This window comes from Herbaspirillum autotrophicum, assembly GCF_001189915.1.
Lineage (GTDB): Bacteria > Pseudomonadota > Gammaproteobacteria > Burkholderiales > Burkholderiaceae_D > Herbaspirillum > Herbaspirillum autotrophicum.
Genome location: NZ_LFLS01000006.1, coordinates 119,774 through 141,658 on the forward strand (window position 1 = coordinate 119,774; position 21,885 = coordinate 141,658).

Below are 21,885 nucleotides of genomic sequence, written 5' to 3' on the forward strand. Positions count from 1 at the left end.
ATGGCAGGCACAGCGGGCAAGTGGGCGGCAGCAGCGGGCGGCCGTCACGGGGTCGACCGGTTGCCGTCATTGCGTGCAGGCGGCAGCGATCACCGGCCTCATTCTTGCACAGAATGGCAGTGCTCAGATGCTTGTGACGCGGAGATATTTTGAGCGGATGGCTCTGCCGACCGCGCCGTGCAGCGCCATCTGCCTGAAACGCGTGCAGTGTACGCCGTCCGGGGCGCTGCTGTTAGCCGGCGCTGGCCAGCTTGAGTGCCGGTTGCGGCGTGTTTTCATCCTGCCACTGGCGCAAGTATTCAGTGAAAGCAGCGCCGGTTTCCGGATGCTTGGCACCCATCGCAACTGTGGCTTTCAGGTAACCGAGTTTGGAGCCGCAGTCATAGCGCAGACCGTGATAGCGATAGGCCAGCACTGCTTGTTCTTGCATCAGCGCGACGATGCCGTCGGTCAGCTGGATTTCGCCACCGGCGCCTTTGCCGATACCTTCCAGATGATCGAAAATGGCCGGCGTCAGGATGTAACGGCCGACTACCGCCAGCGTCGATGGCGCATTTTCGGGCAACGGCTTTTCTACCATGGCATCGACCTGATCGAGACGGTCCTGATACGGCCGGGCGCTGACGATGCCATATTGGCGCGTTTCATTGCGCGGCACGTTTTGTACCGCCAGCAGACTTTTTCCTTCGCGTTCGAATACCTCGGTCATTTGCGCCAATACATTCTTGCGACCCTGATCGACATCCATGAAGTCATCCGCCAGTATCACCGCGAACGGCTCATCGCCGACGACCGGGCGCGCGCACAACACCGCGTGGCCGAGACCCAGTGGCGCCGACTGCCGGATGTAGACGCAATTCACATGCTTGGGAATGACATTGCGCGCGAATTCCAGCAGCTTGGTCTTGCCGGCCGCTTCCAGTTCCGACTCCAGCTCGTAGGCGGTATCGAAGTGATCTTCGATGGCGCGCTTGTTGCGGCCGGTAATAAAGATCATTTCCGTGATGCCGGCGGCAACGGCTTCTTCTACTGCATATTGAATCAGCGGCTTGTCGACGATCGGCAACATCTCTTTGGGCTGCGCCTTGGTGGCCGGTAAAAAGCGGCTGCCGAGCCCGGCTACCGGAAATACAGCTTTAGTGATTTTGGTCATGTTCTGCTCTATGTTGATTGAAAGGCGGATCAAATAAGATCTGGACTTACCATAAAGAAAACTGATATCGATTGACTATAGGAAACTGTCTCTTTGCCTTGTAGGACTTGCGGCAGTGCAGCGAAGCCAGCGGACTTCCCGTTGTCCTACAAGCGAATCGGAAACCGTCCGATACATTTGCCGTGCAGGCACTCTTATCATCATGTCAACCGTGCATCACGACGGTGTTCGACAAAAACAAACTGAAAGGAACATCATGTCCCATGGAATTATTGCTTGGCTGGTTATCGGTGCCATCGCTGGCTGGTTGGCCGGCATTCTGGTAAAAGGTGGCGGTTTCGGCTTGCTGGTGGACATACTGGTCGGTATCGTCGGTGCTTTTATTGGCGGCTGGCTGGCAGGGTTGTTCGGGATCGGCGTCGGCGGCGGCATGGCAGCTTCCATCGTTACGGCAACCATCGGCGCAGTAGTCCTGCTGCTGCTGTTGCGTATCATCAAACGAGCGTAGATAGCAACATCAACCGGCCGCATCTGTGGATGCGGCCGGTTTGCATGTGAATGGCGTTGTACGGCGGGGGCATGCGGCGGTTGCTGTCATGCGCGCGCTGAATCACACCGGAGTTCGGCGCAACACGATGCGGTCTGGTGGCGTGACGGGGATGTGCAGCGCAGATAGTCAGTGTGCGCTCGATGCAGCAGCCAGCTTCAGAAAAACGGCGTGTTGATTCATGCATTGTCCCAGGTATCGCTCCGGCTTTTTGCCGCATTCTTGCCGCGTCTTTTGCAGGGGGATGGGACATGTCGGAAGCATCAGTCACGACGGCGCATGCGCCGCAACAAGTAGTGCAGGGCGATTGGCCTGGCTATGTGCAACAAGCCGCTGCCTGTCGCACCCGATACGATACGCAGGAAGGCATTGCCGATTGCCGTCGCCGTCTGGCGCTGGCCTATCTCGGCAGCAATGCCCGTCTTGGCGGCCGCGTATGTCAGGCCAGCGAGCCGTCGATTCTGACTGCCGATTGGCTGTTGCAACTGACGCAGCGTAATCAACTGCGACGCGATACGCTGTATCCATGGCTGGCAGCGGCGCTGCAAGAACTGGAAAGTGCCGCGCGCAGGCCGGGCACCAACCGCATCGCGGCGTTGCAAAAACTGGCCGCCCTCAACATCGAAAATCGCACCCAAAGGCCGCAGACGCATCGCCCGTCGCCACGTTTGCCGCGCCTTGCCGAGATTGATCTGGGAGTCGTGCCGGCACCTTGAAGCCGCACCGTCAGAAATTGTCAGGAGCGCGACCGGAGGGGGCGATAGCTGTCTGATCCCGCAAGCATTAGAATGGCGTGGTCACCTTGCATTACGGCATCCATCTTCTCATTCGGAAATGAAAACCATTTATGAGCAGCATCAGTCCTCTGGCGGGGCAACGCGCCACCTTATCTTCACTGACCGATCTGGCAGCACTGGTCACTGCCTATTACGCACTGCAGCCGGATGTCGGCGTCGCCGCACATCGCGTGGCGTTTGGTACTTCCGGTCACCGCGGCTGTGCTACCGCCCACGGTTTTAACGAATGGCATGTGCTGGCGATCACGCAGGCAATTTGCGACTATCGGCAGCAAAACGCTATTTCCGGCCCCTTGTTTCTCGGCATCGATACCCACGCCTTGTCCATGCCGGCCTTTGCTACCGCGCTTGAAGTGCTGGCCGGCAACGGCGTGCAAACCATGATCGCGCGCGGCAGTCAGTACACGCCGACACCAGCGGTGTCACATGCGATTCTGATGCACAACCGCCAGCATGCCCATGCGCCTGCCGATGGCATTGTGATCACGCCGTCCCATAATCCGCCGGAACACGGTGGTTTCAAATACAACACGCCCAACGGTGGTCCGGCCGACAGCGATGTCACTACCTGGATCGAACGCCGTGCCAATACCTTGTTGCAGGAAGGTGTCGGACGCATTGCCCGGATTCCGTTCGAACGTGCGTTGCGTGCATCGAGTACGCATCGCTACGATTTCCTCGATATTTACGTCAACGATTTACCGAACGTGGTGGATGTCGCCGCCATTCGCAGCGCCGGCATCCGCATGGGCGTCGATCCGCTCGGCGGTGCTGGTGTCGATTATTGGCCGGCGATTGCGGAACGCCACGGTTTGCAATTGGAAGTGGTCAACCCGCTGGTAGACGCTACTTTCCGCTTTGTGCCGCTGGATTGGGATGGGCAGATTCGCATGGACCCGTCGTCGGCGTATGCGATGAAGGAATTGATCGGTCTCAGGGAGCGTTTCGATATCGCTTTTGCCTGTGATACCGACCACGATCGTCACGGCATTGTCACCAAGAGCGTCGGCCTGATGCCGACCAATGATTATCTGGCGGCTGCGGTGTCTTATCTGTTCACGCATCGTCCGGGCTGGCGTGCCGATGCCGGGATTGGCAAAACGCTGGTCAGCAGCCAGATGATCAACCGCGTGGCCGCTGATTTGCAACGGCCATTGCAGGAAATGCCGGTGGGCTTCAAATGGTTTGTCGGCGGCCTGGCCGATGGCAGCCTGGGACTTGGTTGCGAAGAAAGTGCCGGCGCATCGTTCCTGCGCATGGATGGTACTTCCTGGAGCACCGACAAGGATGGTATGACGGCGGCGCTGCTGGCGGCGGAAATGACCGCCCGCAGCGGGCGCGATCCCGGTGAGATGTATCAGGCGCTGACCGAACGCCTGGGACGGCCATGCAACGGCCGTATCGAGGCCGCGGCAACGCCGGAGCAAAAGAAATTGCTGAGCGCGTTGTCGCCGGAGAATGTGCGCTCCACCGAGCTGGCCGGGGAAACCATTCGTCAGATATTGACGACTGCGCCAGCCAATGGCAAAGCCTTCGGCGGCCTCAAGATCGTGACCGATAACGGCTGGTTTGCGGCACGACCGTCCGGCACGGAAAACATCTATAAGATTTACGCCGAGAGTTTTCGCAATGACGCCCATCTGCAAGAAATCTTTGCGCAAGCGCAGCAGATCGTCACGCACGCACTGTCCTGAGGTGTCGGAAGAGTCCTGAAAATGCTGTAGGACATCATGAAGTGTACGCTGCAATGCCGTAGTTGCGCGGCTTGCGGCTGTATCGGACAAGTCTGAATGACGCGCGGCGGCGGTGCTGACGCACCAGAATGTTTTACTATAAGCCATACGGGGGAATCGTCATTGACCGGCTGCGTCAGCCAATGCCATCAGCGCCATGAGTACAGTCATCAACAGCAGCATCACACAATCCGGTTGGCCGCGCGGTGGCGGCAATGCCGGCGCGTTGGTGCGCGGTTTCGACTGGGCCGCGACCAGCATGGGCAAACTTGATGCGTGGCCGCAAAGCTTGCGTACGGCGGTCGATATCATTTTGAACTCGCCGGTGGCCATGGTGCTGATGTGGGGCGAAGACCATGTCATGTTGTACAACGACAGCTATGCCGAGATTGCAGCCGCCCGCCATCCACACGCACTGGGCGCGACAGTGCCGGCGATCTGGCCGGAAATCTGGGACTGGAACCGCCAGGTGCTGGAAGCCGGGTTTCGCGGCGAAGTGCTGACCTACACGGATCAGCATATGGTCGTGGCCCGCAACGGGCGCGACGAAGACGTCTGGTTCGATCTGTTCTATACCCCTGTCTATGATGAAGCTGCGGCAGTACGCGGCGTATTGTGTACCGTGATTGAAACCACGGCGCGCATGTTGCAGGACCGTGAGCGGCAGCAAAAAGAACAGCGTTTGCAGCGCATTAACCGCAGCCTCGCGGTGGAGACCGGATTTCTGCGCGATCTGTTTGAGCAGGCGCCGGGTTTCATGGCCGTGTTGCGCGGACCCACGCATGTGGTGGAACTGGCAAACAGTTCCTGTCTGCGCTTGTTTCACCGTACCGCGGTTACGGGTAAGCCGATACGCAGCGTATTGCCTGAGGTGGCAGACGGAGAAAAGTCGGTATTCGATTTGCTGGATCATGTGTATCGCAGCGGCACCCCCTATGTCGGACGCGAGCAGCATTATTTGTTGCCGACCGAGCACGGCGAACTGGAGGCGCGGGTACTGGATTTCATCTTCCAGCCGATTCGCTCGGTGGACGGACGTGTCACCGGCATTTTTATCGAAGGCAGCGATATCACCGAGCGTTGTGTTGCCCAAGAGGCATTGCTGCATTTGAATGAAACGCTGGAACTGCGCGTGGCCGAAGAAATCCGCAAGAGCAGCGAAGCTGAAGAAGCCTTGCGGCAATTACAGAAAATGGAAGCGGTGGGGCAATTGACCGGCGGTATTGCGCACGATTTCAATAATGTCTTGCAAGTCATTACCGGCAATCTGCAATTGCTGCAAGCCGATCGCAACTTGTCCGATCAAACCAATCTGCGTCTGGAACGCGCCGTGACGGCGGCCGGGCGCGGTGCCAAACTGTCGACGCAATTGCTGGCATTCGCGCGGCGGCAGCCGTTGCAGCCAGTCAGTACCAATCCGGGGCGGGTATTGCATGGCATGCAGGATTTGTTGCGACGGGCACTGGTAGAGACAATACAGATCGACAACGCGATTGACAGCGACATCTGGAATACGCTGATTGATCCGCATCAGTTCGAAAGCATGATCGTCAATGTGGTGCTGAATGCGGCCGACGCCATGCCCGATGGCGGCGTCCTGACGCTGCAGGCGCGCAATGCGACATTGCCGGACCCGGCATGGCCGGGCGCCGACCATGTCAGCCCGGGCGAATACGTGGTGCTGACGATCAGTGATAACGGCCGTGGCATGCCGGCGGATGTGCGGGCCCGCGCATTCGAACCCTTCTTTACCACCAAAGGCGCCGGCAGCGGTTTGGGGCTGAGCATGGTGTACGGCTTCGTGCACCAGAGCGGCGGCCACATCGATATCGACAGCGAACTGGGGCGCGGCACGGCGATTCGCATTTATCTGCGGCGCTCGATGGCAGCCGATGTCATCGTGCAGGAACCGGGTGACGAGCTTGTGCGCGGCGGCAATGAAACGGTACTGGTGGTAGAGGATGATGCCAGTGTGCGGCTCACCGTGCACGATACGTTGAGTACCCTCGGTTACCGGGTAGTGACTGCGGTCAACGGCGATGACGCGCTGGATATGCTGCGCCGTGGGGTTACCGTCGACATGCTGTTTACCGATGTGATCATGCCGGGCCATGTGCGCAGTCCTGATCTGGCACGTCACGCCAGAGAACTGTTGCCGCAGGTGCAGATATTGTTTACCTCGGGTTATGCCGAGGATGCCATTGTTCATGATGGCCGGCTCGACAGCGGCGTGGCCTTGCTGAGCAAGCCGTACCGTCAGGAAACCCTGGCCCGGAAAATCCGCGCCATGCTGGATCGCAAGGCCAGCGTGATGCCGGACCCGGTGGCGGTGCAGCCCGCTGCCGGTTTCCGTATCCTGGTGGTGGAAGATAACCTCGACGCCCAGCATCTGGTATGTGAATTGCTGGAGTCGCTGGGGCACAGCGCCGAGGGACACACCAATGGCGAAACTGCATTGACCGCGTTGGCCGCTGGTGCGTTTGATGTGTTGTTTACCGATGTCAGTCTGCCCGGCATCTCCGGGGTTGAGCTGGCACGCCGGGCACGGGTTGCCCAGCCGGCGCTGCATATCGTATTCGCTTCCGGCTACGGTAACGTGGTCACCAAGAATGCCGGAATTGATGCCTTTTCCTTACCCAAACCATTCGATCTCGAACAACTGGAAGCAGTGCTGGCATTGATTTCTGCCACTCCGCGCTGATCCGCATTCAATCGTCATTCAATCGTCCTTTGCGCCGCACCCGGCTTTTACGCTGACAGCCAAAGCAGTGCTTGTCCGGCAGCGTGGCGGCTGTGGCCGGCCTATGATGCAGGGAGCCAGTGTCGCAGTGTCGCGAGTCTGGCTCGCTTTCCTCACCTTCACAGGAGCTGGCCATGGATACACCCAAGCGCAAGTACACCGATCCGCTGGGACGACCGCTGGAACAGGGTAGTCCGAGCTTTACCGATCAACAGGCCGGCGGCGATCTTACCGGGCGCGAGACCGATCCGCGTGACGACAATTTCAGCAGCGATGCCAAGGGGCAACTGACGCGTGACATGTCTTCCGGGCCGGACTCATTGCCCGGCACCTCATCCGACCTGTTGCGTGAACAACCGATTGTGCCGCCGGCAGCAACGCCGAAAGGGCGCACGATACCCGTGATCGCCCCGGACGGCAGCGAAGACCCGGGTTCCAGTATGGATGACGGACTGGCGCCCACGGCGCCGCCCAGCAAAGTGCCGCCAGGCTGAAGCGCGGCACCTTGCCAGACGGCCCTGGCGGCAAGTCATCGTAAGCACCGGGAGACATCATCGATATTCCAACCATTTATTTTTTGCTGGCCGGCGTATTGCTGATGTCGATGGTGTTTCTGGAGCCGATGTTGCAGCAATTACCGTTCAGCGCCGCCATGATTTATCTGCCGGTCGGCTGGCTGCTGGGCCCGGGCGGCAGCGGCCTGATTGCAGTGGACCTGATGTCGCAGTCGTCATGGCTGACCGTCATCACGCGCGTGGCCTTGTTGCTGTCCCTGTTTACGGTCGGCCTCAAATTGCGGGTGGCGTGGCGCAACCGTCTCTGGTGGCTGCCGTTCCGGCTCGGCGTGCTGGCCATGCTGGTGACCATTCCTTTGTTGGCCTGGTGCGCCGCCTTCCTGTTTGATTTGCCGTTTGCCGTGGCCTTGTTGCTGGCAGCGATTCTGGCGCCCACCGATCCGGTACTGGCTTCCGATGTGCAAATACAAGATATTGATGATCCCGACAGCTTGCGTTTCAGTCTGAGCGGCGAGGGCGGACTCAATGACGGTACCGCCTTTCCGTTCATCATGCTGGCGCTGGCATTGCTCGGCGTGCCGCAGGCTGAGTCATACGGCGGCGCAGCCTTCTGGTGGCATGTCTCATGGGGGGTGACAGCGGGCATTGCCGGCGGTGCGCTGGTCGGCTGGGGCTTGTCGCGGCTGGTACTACTCATGCGCCAGCGCTTCCGGCTCGCGCTCGGCATGGAAGAATTCATGGCAATCGGCATCGTCATGTTGTCCTATGGCCTGGCTGAACTGGTCCACGGCATCGGATTTCTGGCGGTGTTTGCGGCGGGTCTGGCGATGCGTCAAATGGAGTCGGCCAGCAGTGGCGACAAGAGCGCCGGTGAGATTGTCGCGGCCTCGGGTTCGGGTACCGAAGCTGCCACAGATCCGGAGCAGGCGCCGGTATATCTGACGCAGACCGTGCTCGGTTTCAATCAGCAAATGGAACATTTTGCCGAATTTTTCATGGTGTTGTTATTGGGCATATTATTGTCGGCGACCGGTGTTTCGCTGGAAGGGGCGTTGCTGGCGCTGTTGCTGTTTTTCATTGTGCGCCCGCTGTCGGTGGCAATGGCCCTGACTGCTTCCAACACCTCGGCGGTGCACCGCTGGCTGATCGCCTGGTTTGGCATCCGCGGCATCGGCTCCCTCTATTATTTGTGTTTTTCCTTGCAATACTGGGACCAGCCATTGACGCGCCGGATTGCGACCGATGTATTGACCGTGGTGGCAATGTCGATCGTGTTGCACGGCATTTCGGCGACACCCTTGATGCGCATGTATCGTCGTTCGCAGTCGCGCAAATCGTAACTTCCATTGATTAATCTTTCGATTTTTTCTCCCTTGTTTTTGTAGGTGTTATGGAAGTGAAAAAGCGCGTTTGTCTGATATCGACATTGGGTGATTTTGTCCTATCCTGAAGCATGTGCTCCATTTATGATGAAAGGATGTTTATGTCGCTATGCCAACACAAGCCGCAGGACGTACCCCCGCTGGAGGTGCCGCCGCTGGATCCGACACCGCGCCAGGAACCCATCCCGCATCAAAACCCGACTTGACCCCCGGTATGCATACACCGCAAGAGATCCCCGATCCGGCAGAATTGCCGCCCGATCTGCCGGTACGTGAGCCGGCGCCGGTAGAAGACCCGCCGCGCAATCCGGATCCTGAACGACGTGCGCCGGAGCCGGCTGAGATACCGATCAAACTGCGCAGCCTGAACCCGCCGGCGCAGGTCAGACAAGTCAGACAAGGCAGCGCGAAGTTGGCCTGCCTCAATATCATTTTTCAGGAGAAATATCATGGTCACCAGCACCCTTGATCCGGACATTTTTTCGACTGCCGACCGGCAATTGGGAAAAGGACATGGCAATCGCGCACTGGGACCTGGAGATACCTCCGACAGCGGCAGCGATGTATGCAATCTGGCAACGGAGTCCGACAGCGACTCGCATGGCACCGGCGAACGCGCCTCGGTGAGCATGGCGACGGCACCGCGGGCACCGGAAAGTCCGGAAGCCGTGGAACAGATTGCCAGCGATAACGGTGTCGCCGAAGACATTGTCGAAGCGGATGAAAAGGATTTGGCGCGGCAGAAAAAAAGCGCTCGCGAAGCACACCTCGAACAGGAACTTGATGATGCGCTGGAACATACGTTTCCCGCCAGCGATCCGGTCAGTCTGACGCCACCGAAAAAATAAAAGGATGCCGGCGCTCAACGCGCCGACCACAAAACAACATCGTTATGTCTTTAAATTTTTTGCATTTGCTTTTTATGTTTGGAGTAACATCGTTGCATCGATACCCAGAAGGAATTCGAATGATGACACTGAACAACGGATCGGAGTCTCGCGCATGACGCCATCTGATCCTCGTTACAACGTCCACACTTCCGGTGCTTCCGCCGCCCGAACCTCTTCCGGGTCAGATACATCAACTGCCTCACTACCGTCCGCAGCGCTTGCCGCCGGGACCGACAGCTCTTCCGGTTCTTCTCGTTCCGCCTCGCACATCTTGTCACGACGCACCTTGCTGATCGGCATTGCCGCCTTTTTGGCGGATGCCGCATTGATGCCGCGTTTTTCGATTGGTCAGTCGGTGCCGCCGACCGCCAGCGGTGCCAACGCCGGCGCTGGCAATGCCAATACGGCAGTGGCCAGCGGCGCCTTTCTGGCGTTATCGAAAGCCTTGACCGGACATGCTGATCTCAACCCCGAAACCGCTGGCCGCATGGCAGTCGCGCTGCATGGTTTGAATCCCGATTTCGCTACGCAGGTTGCCAGCCTGAGTGCACTGGTGCAGCCGGGACAGGAACCCAAGGCGTTGCTGGAATCGGCATCCGCCGTGGCCGGTTTGCGCGAGGCCGCGCTGGCGATTGTGGCTGCCTGGTACACCGGCACCATCGGCAGCGGCGCCAAAGCCACCGTGGTTTCGTATTACGAAGCGCTGATGTACCGGCCGACCGCCGATGCACAGGAAGTGCCTACTTATTGCACGCATGGCGGTGGCTGGTGGACCGAAGCACCACCTGAAGCAGGTGTCGGCGCGCCGCAAGAGCGGCCGGCAGCGAGTGCCCCGTCTACCGTTGGCACGCCTGAACCGAAGCAGCAGCCAGGAAAGTCTTGAACATGAAATCACCTATTTTTGAAGCCGACGGCAATGCCGTTGCCGATGTCATCGTGGTCGGATCCGGTGTGGTCGGCGCGATGATCGCCGATCAACTGGCCGGGCAGGGATATTCGGTATTGATACTGGAAGCAGGTTTGCGTATCGAGCGCGGCCAGGCAGTGGAAAACTGGCGCAACATGCCATTTGAAAATCGTGTCGGTTCCGATTATCAGGGACTGTATCCGCAAGCGCCGAATGCGCCGGCGCCGCTGTACTTTCCCAAGAATGATTACGTCGGTTTGAGCGGCCCCAGCGGCAGCAGTTTTCAGCAAGGTTATCTGCGCGCCGTGGGCGGCACTACCTGGCACTGGGCGGCATCGTGCTGGCGCCATCTGCCGGTCGATCTGCGCATGAAGAGTGCCTATGGTGTCGGCCGCGACTGGCCGATTTCCTATGAGGAACTGGAACCCTACTATTGCCGCGCCGAGCAGGAAATGGGTGTGTCCGGGCCCAACGATCCGGCATTGCAATCGCCGGTTGAACGCAGCCAGCCGTATCCGATGGATATGGTGCCGTGGGGCTATGGCGACAAGCGCTTTGCCGAAATCGTCAATCCGTATGGATATCGTTCGGTGCCGATTCCGCAAGGACGCAGCGTCAAGCCATGGAAAGAACGGCCGGCCTGCTGCGGCAACAATAACTGCCAGCCGATTTGCCCGATTGGCGCCATGTACAGCGGCATCAACCATGTGCAGAGCGCCGAGCGCAAGGGCGCGCAAGTGATTGCGGAAGCGGTGGTGTACAAGATCGATACGGATGACAATAATCGTGTCACCGCCGTGCATTGGTACGACGCCGGCAAGAAATCGCATCGCGCCAGCGGCAAGGCCTTCGTGCTCGCCTGCAACAGTATAGAAACACCACGGCTGTTATTGCTGGCAGCCAATCCGCGCAATCCGAACGGCATTGCCAACAGCTCGGATCAGGTCGGCCGCAACATGATGGACCACTCCGGATTCCATTGCACGTTTCTGGCCAATGAGCCGATCTGGACCGGGCGCGGTCCGGCGCAGAGCAGTTGTCTGGTGGGGCCGCGCGACGGCAAATTCCGCTCGGAATATTCTGCCAACAAAATGATCCTGAACAATATATCGCGGGTCGGTCCGGCCACGCAGCAAGCGCTGAAACTGGGGCTGGTAGGCAAAGAACTCGATGATGAAATCCGCCGTCGTGCTGCTTATGGCGTAGATCTCTCCATCAGCCTTGAGCCGTTGCCGGATCCTGCCAATCGCCTGACCCTGAGTCCGACCCGGCGCGATCCGCTGGGTCTGGCGTGCCCGGACATTCACTACGACGTCGGCGATTACGTGCGGCGTGGCGCCGAGGCGGCACATAAGCAACTGGAAGAGATCGGGCGCTTGTTCAAGGCGGTCGAGTTCGATATCACCACCAGCCTGAATGCGAACAATCACATCATGGGCGGCAACATCATGGGCAGCAATCCGAATGACTCGGTGGTGGATGGCAATTGCCGTACCCACGATCACGCCAATTTGTGGTTGCCGGGCGGCGGTGCGATGCCGTCGGCGAGCGTGGTCAACAGCACCTTGAGCATGGCGGCGCTGGGCTTGAAAGCCGCCGATGCCATCTCGCAAACGCTGGCGAAAGGTTGAATCATGGGGCGCAATCAATTGCTGCAGCGTTGCCGTCTGGTGGCGGTCACCGTGGGCTTGCTGCTGGCGGCAGGTACCGGCCAGGCACAACAAGCTGAGCCCGTGCCGTTGCCCAGTGGCGGCACCCGCGCGGCGCTGATCGAACAGGGGCGTTATCTGGCGGTGGTCGGCGACTGCATGGCTTGCCATACCGTACCCAAAGGTGGCGCGCCGTTTGCCGGCGGCTACGGTATCGCATCGCCGCTGGGTCTGATTTATTCGACCAATATCACGCCGTCCAAAACCAGCGGTATCGGCAATTACACGGAGCAGCAATTTTCACGCGCCTTGCGCGAGGGCGTGCGGGCTGACGGCAGTCATCTGTATCCGGCCATGCCGTACACTTCGTACACCTTGCTCAGTGATGATGACGTGCATGCGCTGTACACCTATTTCATGCAAGCGGTGAAACCGGTCGAGGTAGCGCCGCCGGCGACGCACTTGCCGTTCCCGTTCAATATCCGGGCCTCGATGGCGGCCTGGAATCTGCTGTTTCTGGATAACCGGCGTTTTGTTGCCGATGGCAGCCAGAAGCAGGAAATCAATCGCGGCACCTATCTGGCCGAAGGGCTGGCGCATTGCAGTGCCTGCCACACGCCGCGCAACGCCTTGATGGCGGAAGACAAGAAACAAGCCTTGGGCGGTGCGGCACTGGGGCCATGGTATGCGCCGAATATCACTTCCGACAAAGTCAGTGGCATTGGTGACTGGAGCGACAACGATTTGCGGACCTATCTGAAAACCGGTCATGTGCGTGGCAAGAGTCAAGCCGCCGGGGGCATGGCGGAGGCCATCGAAAATAGTTTGCAGTATCTGCATGACGACGACGTGACGGCGCTGGTGGCTTATCTGCGCAACACCAAACCGATCCGCACTGCAACCGATGTCAAGGCGGCGCATGATTTTGGTCAGGCGCGCAGCATGGAAGCCAGTCTGCGCGGTGCGCGCGGACCCAATGAGCGCCATAGCCTGGATAGCGGCGCGGTGCTTTACAGTGCCTATTGCGCCAGTTGCCATCAGGCCAGCGGACGCGGCAGCGACAATGGCAATTATCCGTCGCTGTTTCACAATACTGCGACCGGATCAGCCAATCCGGCCAATCTGGTGGCGACCATCCTGTATGGGGTCGAACGCAAGGTGGGCGACAAGGAAGTCATGATGCCGCGCTTCGACAGCATGTCTTATCTCAATCCGTTGAGCAACGATCAGATTGCCGCGATTTCCAACTATGTATTGCAGCAATACGGCAATCCGGAAGCGAAGGTGACCGCCCATGACGTGGCGGTGGCGCGGGAAGGCGGGCCCAAACCCTTGCTGGCCAAAACGCAACCCTACATGATCCCGGTCATCGGCATTGCCGTTCTGATAATCTTGTTGCTGATCGCCGGTTTGTTGCGTCGCCGGCGCCGCCGGCCCTGAGTGAAGCGCCCGGGCATCTGACCTTGGAATAAGCAGGCCGCGGCCGGACTGTAAAACCGGCCAAGGCAGAGCTGGCGCGGCTTGCAAGTTTGTAGCGTCACACCTATACTGCGCGGGTAGCATCGCCTTGGGTATTTTCTGCGCAAAGACCTGTTCGCGCAGAACATTTAAACGGGAAGCAGGTGCGTCTGCCGGTCGGCTGGTCCGTCCCGCGCAGGCAATTCCTGCACTGCCCCCGCAACGGTAAGCGAGTCAACGGTTTGCAATCAGCCACTGTGCACAGCATGGGAAGGCGCAAATCGCGGACGAATTTCAATTTCCTTAGGGAAATGGAAATTCGGTCCGGCTCGCCAGTCCGGAGACCGGCCCTCGGTGACAACACTCATTGCATGCAATCGCCGCCGCGCGCGGTGTTCACGGAATGAGTTCGTAAGTTTGTATCGCGGAGGGCGATCGGGCGGACTGCTTTCCTGCACCCGTTTCCATTCCTTCGTGTTGATTTTGATGGCTTTGCATGCAGAGCCATGCGTTGCTGCGGATATCGTGTCCCGGCGCGTCACACCACACCAGAGGAAACAGAACATGTCATCTTTATCCGGCGCTGCTGTCACCAATGTTGCCACCAGCGCTGCCGGCAGCCGGCTGTGGCAAGACCGTCTGTTGCCGGCGCTGCTGGCTTGCGTACTCGGTGCGGCACTGATCTATGCCGCCGGCTTTGCCTCCAAGGTCGAATTGCATAACGCTGCGCATGACGGTCGCCATTCGGCCGGCTTCCCGTGCCATTGAACGGGTTGCATTGATGATCAATCTGGCAGTATTCAAGCGCATCGCTGCGGCGGTGCTGGTATCGGGCGTACTGGCCGGCGCCTTGCTGACGGCGGTGCAGCAGGTGCAGGTGTCGAAAATCATTTTGCAGGCGGAAGTGTATGAAGAAGCGGCGCAGGCTGCCACTGCCGCCGCAGGTCACGACCACAGTACGGAAACCTCAGCCATCCGCAGCCACGAGCACGACCATGAAGCCGATGCCTGGGAGCCGGCCAATGGTGTCGAGCGCACCGGCTATACGGTGCTGGCCAATATCAGCATGGCTATCGGTTTCGCCTTGTTCCTGGCAGCCGCGATCTGCGTCAGCGGACGGCAGGTCGGCTGGCGTTCCGGTTTGTTATGGGGAGCTGCCGGTTATCTGGTGTTTTTCGTGGCGCCGTCGCTCGGTTTGCCGCCGGAAGTGCCGGGCACGCAGGCCGCGCCGTTGCATGACAGACAATTGTGGTGGTTGCTGGCAGCCGGTTCGACCGCGCTGGGCCTCGGCATCTTTGTCTACGCCCGTCATCGCTTGCTGAAATTGCTGGGACTGGTGCTGTTGCTGGTGCCACATCTGGTCGGCGCACCGCAGCCGGAAGTGCATGCCAGTGCCGCACCGGAATCGCTGGCGCTGGCCTTCATTCAGGCCACGGCGATTGCCAATGCGGTGTTCTGGCTGGCATTGGGCGGACTGACCGGCTTCTTTTACAAGAAATTCGCCTGACCGACTGCTGCCTTGCACTGGCGCCGGCTCTGTTGTCGGGCCAGCGCCGCTGGCGGCAAGATGCAGCGTCAATCCATCGCACATTCCCGGCAGCCCGGCTGCAGATCAAGAAAGCATCATGAGAACCCATACCCGGCACGTACTGATGTGTACCGGACCGCGCTGCACCGAAGATGGTGTGCTGGCCGAAGCCATGTTCGCGGTACTCGGCGCGCAGATCGATGCGCGTCCCGAGTTGCGCGTCAAGCGCACCCGTACTCATTGCATGGTGGCGTGCAAGGCGCAGGCGCCGGTGGTGGTGGTGTATCCGGAAGGCGTCTGGTATCGCTGTCAGGATGCTGCCGCGATTGAGCGCGTGGTGGTGGAGCATCTGGTGGGCGGCCATGAAGTCAGTGAACTGATTTTCCATCGTCTCGGCAGCGGCGACGTGGTGACCGAAGAAAATGAACAGGGTTGATATGTCTTCTGCCGTCAACGCGACACCGGTCCGGATTGCCTTGCTGACGCATGCGCCGAGTGATCTGGGGATTTTGCACCACGCCCTGACGCAATTGCCGCCGGATTTTCCACGTACCCACGGCGTCAACCTGCAGGCGCTGGAGCATGACGCCGACCTCAACGCCTTGCTCAGCGGTGAATTGGCCGGTGTGGAAATCATCATTCTGCGGGTGCTGGGCCGGCTCGGCAGCGTTCCTGGTTTCGGCGCCTTGTTGCGGCACGCTCAGGCCGGCGGCCGGCATCTGATCGCGGTCAGCGGTGCCGGTGAACCGGATGCCGAACTGGCCGCGGTATCGACTGTTGCGCCCGATGTGCAGCAACAGGTGCTGGCATATTTTCATGGCGGCGGCAGCGTCAATCTGGCGCAGTTGTTGCGCTATCTGTCAGACCATCTGCTGTTGAGCGGCTTCGGCTATGACAGCGCCGTGGCCTTGCCCGAACACGGCATTTATCACCCCGATCTGGAGCCGGATGCCGCTATCGGCGACTGGCTGTGCTGGCGCAGCGCGGCCAATCCGGATAAGCAAAAACGCAAGCCGGCGGTCGGCATTGTGTTTTATCGCGCACACTGGATGAGCGGCAATACGCGCTTCATTGATGCTTTGATTTCCGGACTGGAACAGCGTGGCATGGATGTCTTGCCGGTATTTACGTCTTCTTTGCGCGCCACCGGTGATGCCAGATTGCCGGCGGCGCTGCATTATTTCAGCGCCGCCGCAACAGCCGGCGCAGCAGGCGCGCATGTCGATGTGGTGATCAACACCACCGCGTTTGCCATGGGCGAAATTACGCCGGGCGGGCCGACCCCGGCCGGCTGGTCGGTATCGGTGCTGGAACAATTGAATGTGCCGGTGCTGCAAGCCATGACCAGCGGCATGACGCAGGAGCAATGGGAAACATCGACGCGCGGCATGAATCCGCTTGATGCCGCCATGAACGTGGTGCTGCCGGAATTCGATGGCCGCATCATTACGGTACCGCTGTCATTCAAGGCGCCGGCGGCCGGCATGGCGGGCGATACTGATCTGGCGACGCTGTTCGAATACCGGCCGCTGGCCGATCGCGTGGCACGCATTGCCGGCCTGGCGGCGCGCTTTGCGCGCTTGCGGCACACCGCCAACGGCGACAAGCGGATCGCGTTCATTTTTACCAATTCCAACAGCAAGGCTTCACAAATCGGCAACGCTGTCGGTCTCGATGCGCCGGCGTCGCTGATGCGCATTCTGACGGCCATGCGCGAAGCTGGCTATGCCATTGGCGATTTGCCGGAAAGCGGCACGGCGTTGATTCATGCCTTGGTTGACCGTTGCTCCTACGACAACATCTATCTGACCGAGCAGCAATTGCAGCACGCGGCACGGATTCCGGCGGCGCGCTATGCGCAATGGTTCGCCGAATTGCCGCCGGTCTTGCAACAGAAAATGCAAACGCAATGGGGCGCGGCACCGGGCGAGGCCTATGTGCATGACGGGCAGCTGGCGCTGGCCGGACTGGAGCTGGGCAATGTATTCATCGCCTTGCAGCCGCCGCGCGGTTACGGTATGGATCCGGATGCGATTTACCATCAGCCCGATCTGCCGCCGACGCATCATTATTACGGTCTGTATCGCTGGCTCAGTGACGAATGGGGCGCCGATGCGATTGTCCACGTCGGCAAGCACGGCACGCTGGAATGGTTGCCGGGCAAGGGCGTCGGCTTGTCGCAGCATTGTTTCCCGGATGCCTTGCTGGGCGACATGCCATTGTTTTACCCGTTCATCATCAATGATCCGGGCGAAGGGGCGCAAGCCAAGCGTCGCGGACATGCAGTGGTGGTGGATCATCTGACGCCGCCGATGACGACTGCCGACAGTTATGGCGCGCTGGCGCAACTGACGCAATTGGTGGATGAGTATTATCAGGTGGAAATACTGGATCCGTCGAAACTGCCGTTGCTGCAACAGCAGATTTGGGAACTGGTCAAAGCCACCAATCTGGATGCCGATCTGCAGATCAAGCTGCTGCATCATGATCATGACCATGACCATGATCATGATCACGGCCATGCGCACGACCATGGCCATCATCATGGACACGACCATCATCACGACCATGATCACGATCATTCGCACGCACACGACGGTGAATTGCCGGAAGTCCTGAGCAGCATGGGCGGTGCCGATGTGGCGCATCTGATCGAAGATCTCGACGGCTATCTGTGCGAACTCGGCGCAGCGCAAATCCGCGATGGCTTGCATACGCTCGGACAGACGCCGGATCAGCAGCAGATGCCAGACATGCTGGTGTCGCTCACGCGCTTGCCGAATCAGGATATTCCCGGTTTGCAGGAGGAGGTGGCGCGGCTGTTCGGTCTCAAGCTCGACATGCTGCTGGAACACAAGGGTCAGCGCCTGAATGCGGATGAAGCACTGGCACGTATCGCTCAACGTGCCATCGTGACGCGGGCGGATGCAATCGAAGCGATTGATGCGCTGTGTCTGCAACTGATGCAAGATTTGCAGGTGCAACAGTATCAGTCATCAGCGATTGCGTCAGTATTGACGGCATTGTTTCCCCATGTGGCCGACGGTAAAGTGGCAGCGGCGCGCATGCAAGTCAGTGCGGTCCGCAGCGGCGGCAGCATGTTGTCGCAAGTACGGCAGCGCGCATTGATGCCGAAAACGCCTGCCGCAGCACCGCCGGCGATGCAAAAAAATGCGCCCGCAAATGGCGCAGATCCGTTTGCCGCACTGCATCGGATTCTGGATTTCGTCTGTCGGCAACTGGTGCCGAATCTGCATCGCGCTACCGATGAAATCGACAACCTGCTTGGTGGTTTGTCCGGCGGCTATGTACCGGCCGGACCGAGCGGTTCGCCGACACGCGGCATGGCGCATATCTTGCCGACCGGCCGCAATTTCTACTCGGTCGATCCGCGCAGCGTACCGTCGCAATCGGCATGGCGCGTCGGTCAGCAACTGGCGCGTGAAGTGCTGGAACGCCATGTGCGCGAAACCGGTGCTTATCCGGAAAGTGTTGCCATCAGTATCTGGGGCACCAGCGCCATGCGCACCCATGGCGACGATGTGGCGCAGATTCTGTGTCTGCTGGGCGTGCGTCCGGTATGGCGTCCGGGCAATCGGCAGGTGTCCGGCATCGAAGTGATTCCGCTGGCGCAGTTGCAACGTCCGCGCATCGATGTGACCACCCGCATCAGCGGATTTTTCCGCGATGCCTTTCCACAATTGATCGAACTGATCGACGATGCGGTCAATGCCGTGATCGCACTCGACGAGCCTGCCACCGATAACTTCGTGCGCAAGCATTATTTGCAGGAAGTCGCCGGCTGGGCCGTCAAGGGTCTGGCGCCGGCGGAAGCTGCACGTCGCGCCGCGTACCGCGTGTTCGGCGCCAAGCCGGGCAGCTATGGCGCGGGGATCTTGCCGCTGATTCAGGAAAAGAACTGGCAAGCCGATGCCGACTTCGCCGAAGCCTATGTCAACTGGGGCGGTTATGCCTATGGTCGCGACACGCAGGGCAGCGACCAGCGTGAAGCTTTCCGCACGCGCTTGAGCGGGGTGCAGGTAGCCTTGCACAATCAAGACAATCGCGAACACGATATTTTCGACAGCGATGATTATCTGCAATATCACGGCGGCATGATTGCCACCATCCGCGCCTTGACCGGTCAGCAGCCACGCCATTATTTCGGCGATAGTCATGACCCGGCGCGGGCCCAGGTGCGCGATCTGAAACAGGAAACGCTGCGCGTGTTCCGTTCGCGCGTGGTCAATCCGAAATGGCTGGCCAGCATCCAGCGCCATGGTTACAAGGGCGGGCTGGAATTGACGGCGACCGTGGATTATCTGTTCGGCTACGACGCCACGGCGCAAGTCATGGATGACTGGATGTATGAAGAACTGGCGACCAGTTACGCGTTCGACCCGACCATGCAACAGTTTCTGGAACAGGCCAATCCCTGGGCCTTGAATGCGATTGCCGAGCGCTTGCTGGAAGCCGCCGGGCGCGGCATGTGGGCGCAACCGCAAGAACAGACACTGGCGCAGTTGCGCGAGTTGTATCTCCACAGTGAAACCTTGCTTGAGGCGCGCGGCGAAACACCGCGTGGTGCATAGATGTCAACTGCGCTTTATTTTCCTTTTTCGGCGATCGTCGGTCAGTCGCAGCTCAAGACAGCCTTGCTGTTGTGCGCGGTCGATCCGGGTCTTGGCGGGGTCTTGATCCGGGGCGACAAAGGCACCGCCAAAAGTACTGCGGCACGCGCATTGACGGCAGTCTTGCCGGCCATCACGCGGCGCGCCGGTTGTGCCTTCAATTGCGATCCCGATGCGCCATATGGCGAGTGCGAGGTTTGCCATGAGGCGGCAGCGGCAAATACCGGGCCGGTGCCATTCGTGACCTTGCCGCTCGGCGCTACCGAAGACCGGGTACTCGGCACGCTCGATTTGCAACGCGTACTGCAAGGGGCACAGCGTACGTTTCAGCCAGGCTTGCTGGCGGCGGCGCATCGCGGCATCTTGTATATCGATGAGGTCAATCTGCTGGCCGATCATCTGGTCGATGTGCTGCTCGACGTGGCAGCCATGGGCGTCAATTCGGTACAACGCGAAGGTTTGTCGGTGACACATCCGGCGCGCTTCACGCTGATCGGCACCATGAATCAGGAAGAGGGCGATCTGCGGCCGCAATTTCTGGATCGTTTCGGCCTGATGGTAGATGTCGCCGCGCCGCGTGAAAAGACCGAGCGGGTTGAAGTGGTCCGGCGGCGAATTGCCTATGAAGCCGATCCCGCAGCCTATGTGGCGCAATGGGAGCTTGCTCAGCAAGACTTGCGCGCCACGCTGGCGCAGGCGCAAAGCGTGTTGCCGCAAGTGGTACTGGCCGATGGATTGCTCGACCTGATCAGCCACTTGTGCTGCGAATTTGAAGTCGCCAGTTTACGGGCCGATATCGTCATGCACAAAACCGCGAGGGCGTTTGCCGCCCTCGATGGCCGTTTGCAGGTGACGCCGCAGGATGTGCGCAATGCCGCCGGACTGGTGTTGCCGCACCGACGACGGCGCAAGCCGTTCGAACAGCCGGGACTGGATCAGGACAAGCTCGACGAGCTGATGCAGCAGGCCGCGCCGCCTGCCGGAGCTGAAGGTGGCGAGGCCGGGGATGACAGCGAGGCAGACAATGACGGCGGCGCTGAACCCGACGCACAGGATGCCGGCAACGACGACAACAGCGACAGCAATGAGGGGCAGGGTGAACAATTGTTTGCGGTGGCGCAAGCCGGACCGGCACGCACGCTGAAAGTCGATAGCGCTGCCGATCCGCGTGCGGCACAGCATGCCGGACGACGCAGCAAGGCGGCGGACGCCGAGCGCGGCCGCAGCATTCGCGCCGTCCCTGACAGCAATCCGGCCAGCCTGGCAGTCGGCGCCACCTTGCGCAGCGCTGCATTGCGTCAGGCTGCCGGTGGTAACAGCGGCAGCAGCCTGCAACTGGTGCGGGAAGATTTGCATGCGCAAGTACGGGTGGGCAAAAGCGCCAACCTGATCGTGTTCGTGGTCGACGCCTCCGGTTCGATGGCCGCGCAACGGCGCATGGAAGCGGTCAAGGGCGCGGTGCTGGCCTTGCTGACCGATGTTTATCAACGGCGTGACGAAGTGGCGGTGATTGCCTTTCGCGGCGAGACGGCAGAATTGTTGCTGGCGCCGACGCGCAGTGTGGAGCAAGCCGAACAAGGTCTGCGCGCATTGCCAACCGGCGGTCGCACGCCGTTGCCGCATGCCTTGCAACTGAGCCTGCAACTGTTGCAGCAAGCTGCTGACGATGCACCGCCGCTATTGGTATTGCTGAGCGACGGCAAAGCCAATGTGCCACTGAGCACGGGCGGCGATGCGTGGCAAGAAACGCTGGCGCTGGCGGCCGAGATTGCGGCTGCCGGCATTGCCGCACTGGTGCTCGATACTGAAACCGGCTATGTGCGGCTCGGACGGGCGGCGCGGCTGGCGCAAGCGCTCGGTGCCGAATGCCTGCCGCTGGAAGCGCTGTCGGCTGACAACCTGGCGCTGACCATCAGGGCGCGTTGCGCGTCCTGAGACTAATTTATTGAAGAGGA

At 60.0% G+C, this 21,885-nt stretch carries 17 protein-coding genes and 1 riboswitch; of the genes, 16 read left to right on the forward strand and 1 reads right to left on the reverse strand.

What is annotated here, in order from left to right; genetic code table 11:
- Positions 1 to 232: 232 nt before the first annotated feature.
- Complete coding sequence (gene galU, locus AKL27_RS06870) at positions 233 to 1,153, reverse strand: UTP--glucose-1-phosphate uridylyltransferase GalU (RefSeq protein WP_050462053.1); 921 nt, start codon at positions 1,151 to 1,153, stop codon at positions 233 to 235.
- Between the two features lie 256 nt (positions 1,154 to 1,409).
- On the opposite strand from galU, the gene AKL27_RS06875 reads away from it, so the two are divergent.
- From AKL27_RS06875 to AKL27_RS06950, 16 genes are all read left to right on the forward strand, one after another.
- Positions 1,410 to 1,661 (forward strand): GlsB/YeaQ/YmgE family stress response membrane protein, encoded by a 252-nt coding sequence (locus tag AKL27_RS06875; protein WP_050462054.1) that lies wholly within the window; start codon positions 1,410 to 1,412, stop codon positions 1,659 to 1,661.
- A 290-nt stretch (positions 1,662 to 1,951) separates the two neighbouring features.
- Positions 1,952 to 2,416 carry a hypothetical protein gene (locus tag AKL27_RS06880; RefSeq protein WP_050462055.1) on the forward strand — a complete coding sequence of 155 codons (465 nt, stop codon included), beginning with the start codon at positions 1,952 to 1,954 and terminating at the stop codon, positions 2,414 to 2,416.
- Between the two features lie 131 nt (positions 2,417 to 2,547).
- The gene (gene pgm / locus AKL27_RS06885; protein ID WP_050462056.1) at positions 2,548 to 4,191 is read left to right on the forward strand and encodes a phosphoglucomutase (alpha-D-glucose-1,6-bisphosphate-dependent); all 1,644 of its coding nucleotides are present in this window, start codon (positions 2,548 to 2,550) and stop codon (positions 4,189 to 4,191) included.
- Positions 4,192 to 4,387: 196 nt separating this feature from the next.
- Complete coding sequence (locus tag AKL27_RS06890; RefSeq protein ID WP_050462057.1) at positions 4,388 to 6,931, forward strand: response regulator; 2,544 nt, start codon at positions 4,388 to 4,390, stop codon at positions 6,929 to 6,931.
- A gap of 173 nt (positions 6,932 to 7,104) precedes the next feature.
- Entirely contained in the window at positions 7,105 to 7,464 is a 360-nt protein-coding gene (locus AKL27_RS06895; RefSeq protein WP_050462058.1) for a hypothetical protein, read from the forward strand.
- Positions 7,465 to 7,568: 104 nt separating this feature from the next.
- Positions 7,569 to 8,825: a cation:proton antiporter gene (locus AKL27_RS06900; protein ID WP_050462129.1), complete on the forward strand. Its 1,257-nt coding sequence runs from the start codon at positions 7,569 to 7,571 to the stop codon at positions 8,823 to 8,825.
- A gap of 256 nt (positions 8,826 to 9,081) precedes the next feature.
- Positions 9,082 to 9,336, forward strand: coding sequence for a hypothetical protein (locus AKL27_RS06905; RefSeq protein ID WP_050462059.1), 255 nt, complete (start codon positions 9,082 to 9,084; stop codon positions 9,334 to 9,336).
- Positions 9,317 to 9,715, forward strand: a complete 399-nt coding sequence (locus AKL27_RS06910) for a hypothetical protein (RefSeq protein ID WP_050462060.1) — start codon at positions 9,317 to 9,319, stop codon at positions 9,713 to 9,715. The genes AKL27_RS06905 and AKL27_RS06910 overlap by 20 nt, the downstream gene beginning before the upstream one ends.
- 313 nt (positions 9,716 to 10,028) lie before the next feature.
- The gene (locus AKL27_RS06915; protein ID WP_050462061.1) at positions 10,029 to 10,640 is read left to right on the forward strand and encodes a sugar dehydrogenase complex small subunit; all 612 of its coding nucleotides are present in this window, start codon (positions 10,029 to 10,031) and stop codon (positions 10,638 to 10,640) included.
- A gap of 2 nt (positions 10,641 to 10,642) precedes the next feature.
- A complete protein-coding gene (locus tag AKL27_RS06920) occupies positions 10,643 to 12,295 on the forward strand; it encodes a GMC family oxidoreductase (RefSeq protein ID WP_050462062.1) in 1,653 nt (550 codons plus the stop codon).
- A 3-nt stretch (positions 12,296 to 12,298) separates the two neighbouring features.
- Complete coding sequence (locus AKL27_RS06925) at positions 12,299 to 13,753, forward strand: cytochrome c (protein ID WP_050462063.1); 1,455 nt, start codon at positions 12,299 to 12,301, stop codon at positions 13,751 to 13,753.
- Between the two features lie 112 nt (positions 13,754 to 13,865).
- Positions 13,866 to 14,138, forward strand: a riboswitch (cobalamin riboswitch).
- A 197-nt stretch (positions 14,139 to 14,335) separates the two neighbouring features.
- The gene (locus AKL27_RS06930; RefSeq protein ID WP_050462064.1) at positions 14,336 to 14,539 is read left to right on the forward strand and encodes a CbtB domain-containing protein; all 204 of its coding nucleotides are present in this window, start codon (positions 14,336 to 14,338) and stop codon (positions 14,537 to 14,539) included.
- Positions 14,502 to 15,278 (forward strand): CbtA family protein, encoded by a 777-nt coding sequence (locus tag AKL27_RS06935; RefSeq protein ID WP_408609757.1) that lies wholly within the window; start codon positions 14,502 to 14,504, stop codon positions 15,276 to 15,278. Before AKL27_RS06930 ends, AKL27_RS06935 begins: the two co-directional genes overlap by 38 nt.
- A 118-nt stretch (positions 15,279 to 15,396) precedes the next feature.
- Positions 15,397 to 15,735: a (2Fe-2S) ferredoxin domain-containing protein gene (locus AKL27_RS06940; RefSeq protein WP_050462065.1), complete on the forward strand. Its 339-nt coding sequence runs from the start codon at positions 15,397 to 15,399 to the stop codon at positions 15,733 to 15,735.
- Positions 15,722 to 19,891, forward strand: coding sequence for a cobaltochelatase subunit CobN (locus tag AKL27_RS06945; RefSeq protein ID WP_050462066.1), 4,170 nt, complete (start codon positions 15,722 to 15,724; stop codon positions 19,889 to 19,891). Before AKL27_RS06940 ends, AKL27_RS06945 begins: the two co-directional genes overlap by 14 nt.
- Complete coding sequence (locus AKL27_RS06950) at positions 19,892 to 21,865, forward strand: putative cobaltochelatase (RefSeq protein ID WP_050462067.1); 1,974 nt, start codon at positions 19,892 to 19,894, stop codon at positions 21,863 to 21,865.
- The last annotated feature ends 20 nt before the right edge of the window (positions 21,866 to 21,885 follow it).

What these genes read in the sequence shown, in the direction of transcription:
- galU (WP_050462053.1), bottom strand. Translation starts at nt 1,153, where the DNA reads ATGACCAAAATCACTAAAGCTGTATTTCCGGTAGCCGGGCTCGGCAGC.
- AKL27_RS06875 (WP_050462054.1), top strand. Translation starts at nt 1,410, where the DNA reads ATGTCCCATGGAATTATTGCTTGGCTGGTTATCGGTGCCATCGCTGGC.
- AKL27_RS06880 (WP_050462055.1), top strand. Translation starts at nt 1,952, where the DNA reads ATGTCGGAAGCATCAGTCACGACGGCGCATGCGCCGCAACAAGTAGTG.
- pgm (WP_050462056.1), top strand. Translation starts at nt 2,548, where the DNA reads ATGAGCAGCATCAGTCCTCTGGCGGGGCAACGCGCCACCTTATCTTCA.
- AKL27_RS06890 (WP_050462057.1), top strand. Translation starts at nt 4,388, where the DNA reads ATGAGTACAGTCATCAACAGCAGCATCACACAATCCGGTTGGCCGCGC.
- AKL27_RS06895 (WP_050462058.1), top strand. Translation starts at nt 7,105, where the DNA reads ATGGATACACCCAAGCGCAAGTACACCGATCCGCTGGGACGACCGCTG.
- AKL27_RS06900 (WP_050462129.1), top strand. Translation starts at nt 7,569, where the DNA reads ATGTCGATGGTGTTTCTGGAGCCGATGTTGCAGCAATTACCGTTCAGC.
- AKL27_RS06905 (WP_050462059.1), top strand. Translation starts at nt 9,082, where the DNA reads ATGCATACACCGCAAGAGATCCCCGATCCGGCAGAATTGCCGCCCGAT.
- AKL27_RS06910 (WP_050462060.1), top strand. Translation starts at nt 9,317, where the DNA reads ATGGTCACCAGCACCCTTGATCCGGACATTTTTTCGACTGCCGACCGG.
- AKL27_RS06920 (WP_050462062.1), top strand. Translation starts at nt 10,643, where the DNA reads ATGAAATCACCTATTTTTGAAGCCGACGGCAATGCCGTTGCCGATGTC.
- AKL27_RS06925 (WP_050462063.1), top strand. Translation starts at nt 12,299, where the DNA reads ATGGGGCGCAATCAATTGCTGCAGCGTTGCCGTCTGGTGGCGGTCACC.
- AKL27_RS06930 (WP_050462064.1), top strand. Translation starts at nt 14,336, where the DNA reads ATGTCATCTTTATCCGGCGCTGCTGTCACCAATGTTGCCACCAGCGCT.
- AKL27_RS06935 (WP_408609757.1), top strand. Translation starts at nt 14,502, where the DNA reads ATGACGGTCGCCATTCGGCCGGCTTCCCGTGCCATTGAACGGGTTGCA.
- AKL27_RS06940 (WP_050462065.1), top strand. Translation starts at nt 15,397, where the DNA reads ATGAGAACCCATACCCGGCACGTACTGATGTGTACCGGACCGCGCTGC.
- AKL27_RS06945 (WP_050462066.1), top strand. Translation starts at nt 15,722, where the DNA reads ATGAACAGGGTTGATATGTCTTCTGCCGTCAACGCGACACCGGTCCGG.
- AKL27_RS06950 (WP_050462067.1), top strand. Translation starts at nt 19,892, where the DNA reads ATGTCAACTGCGCTTTATTTTCCTTTTTCGGCGATCGTCGGTCAGTCG.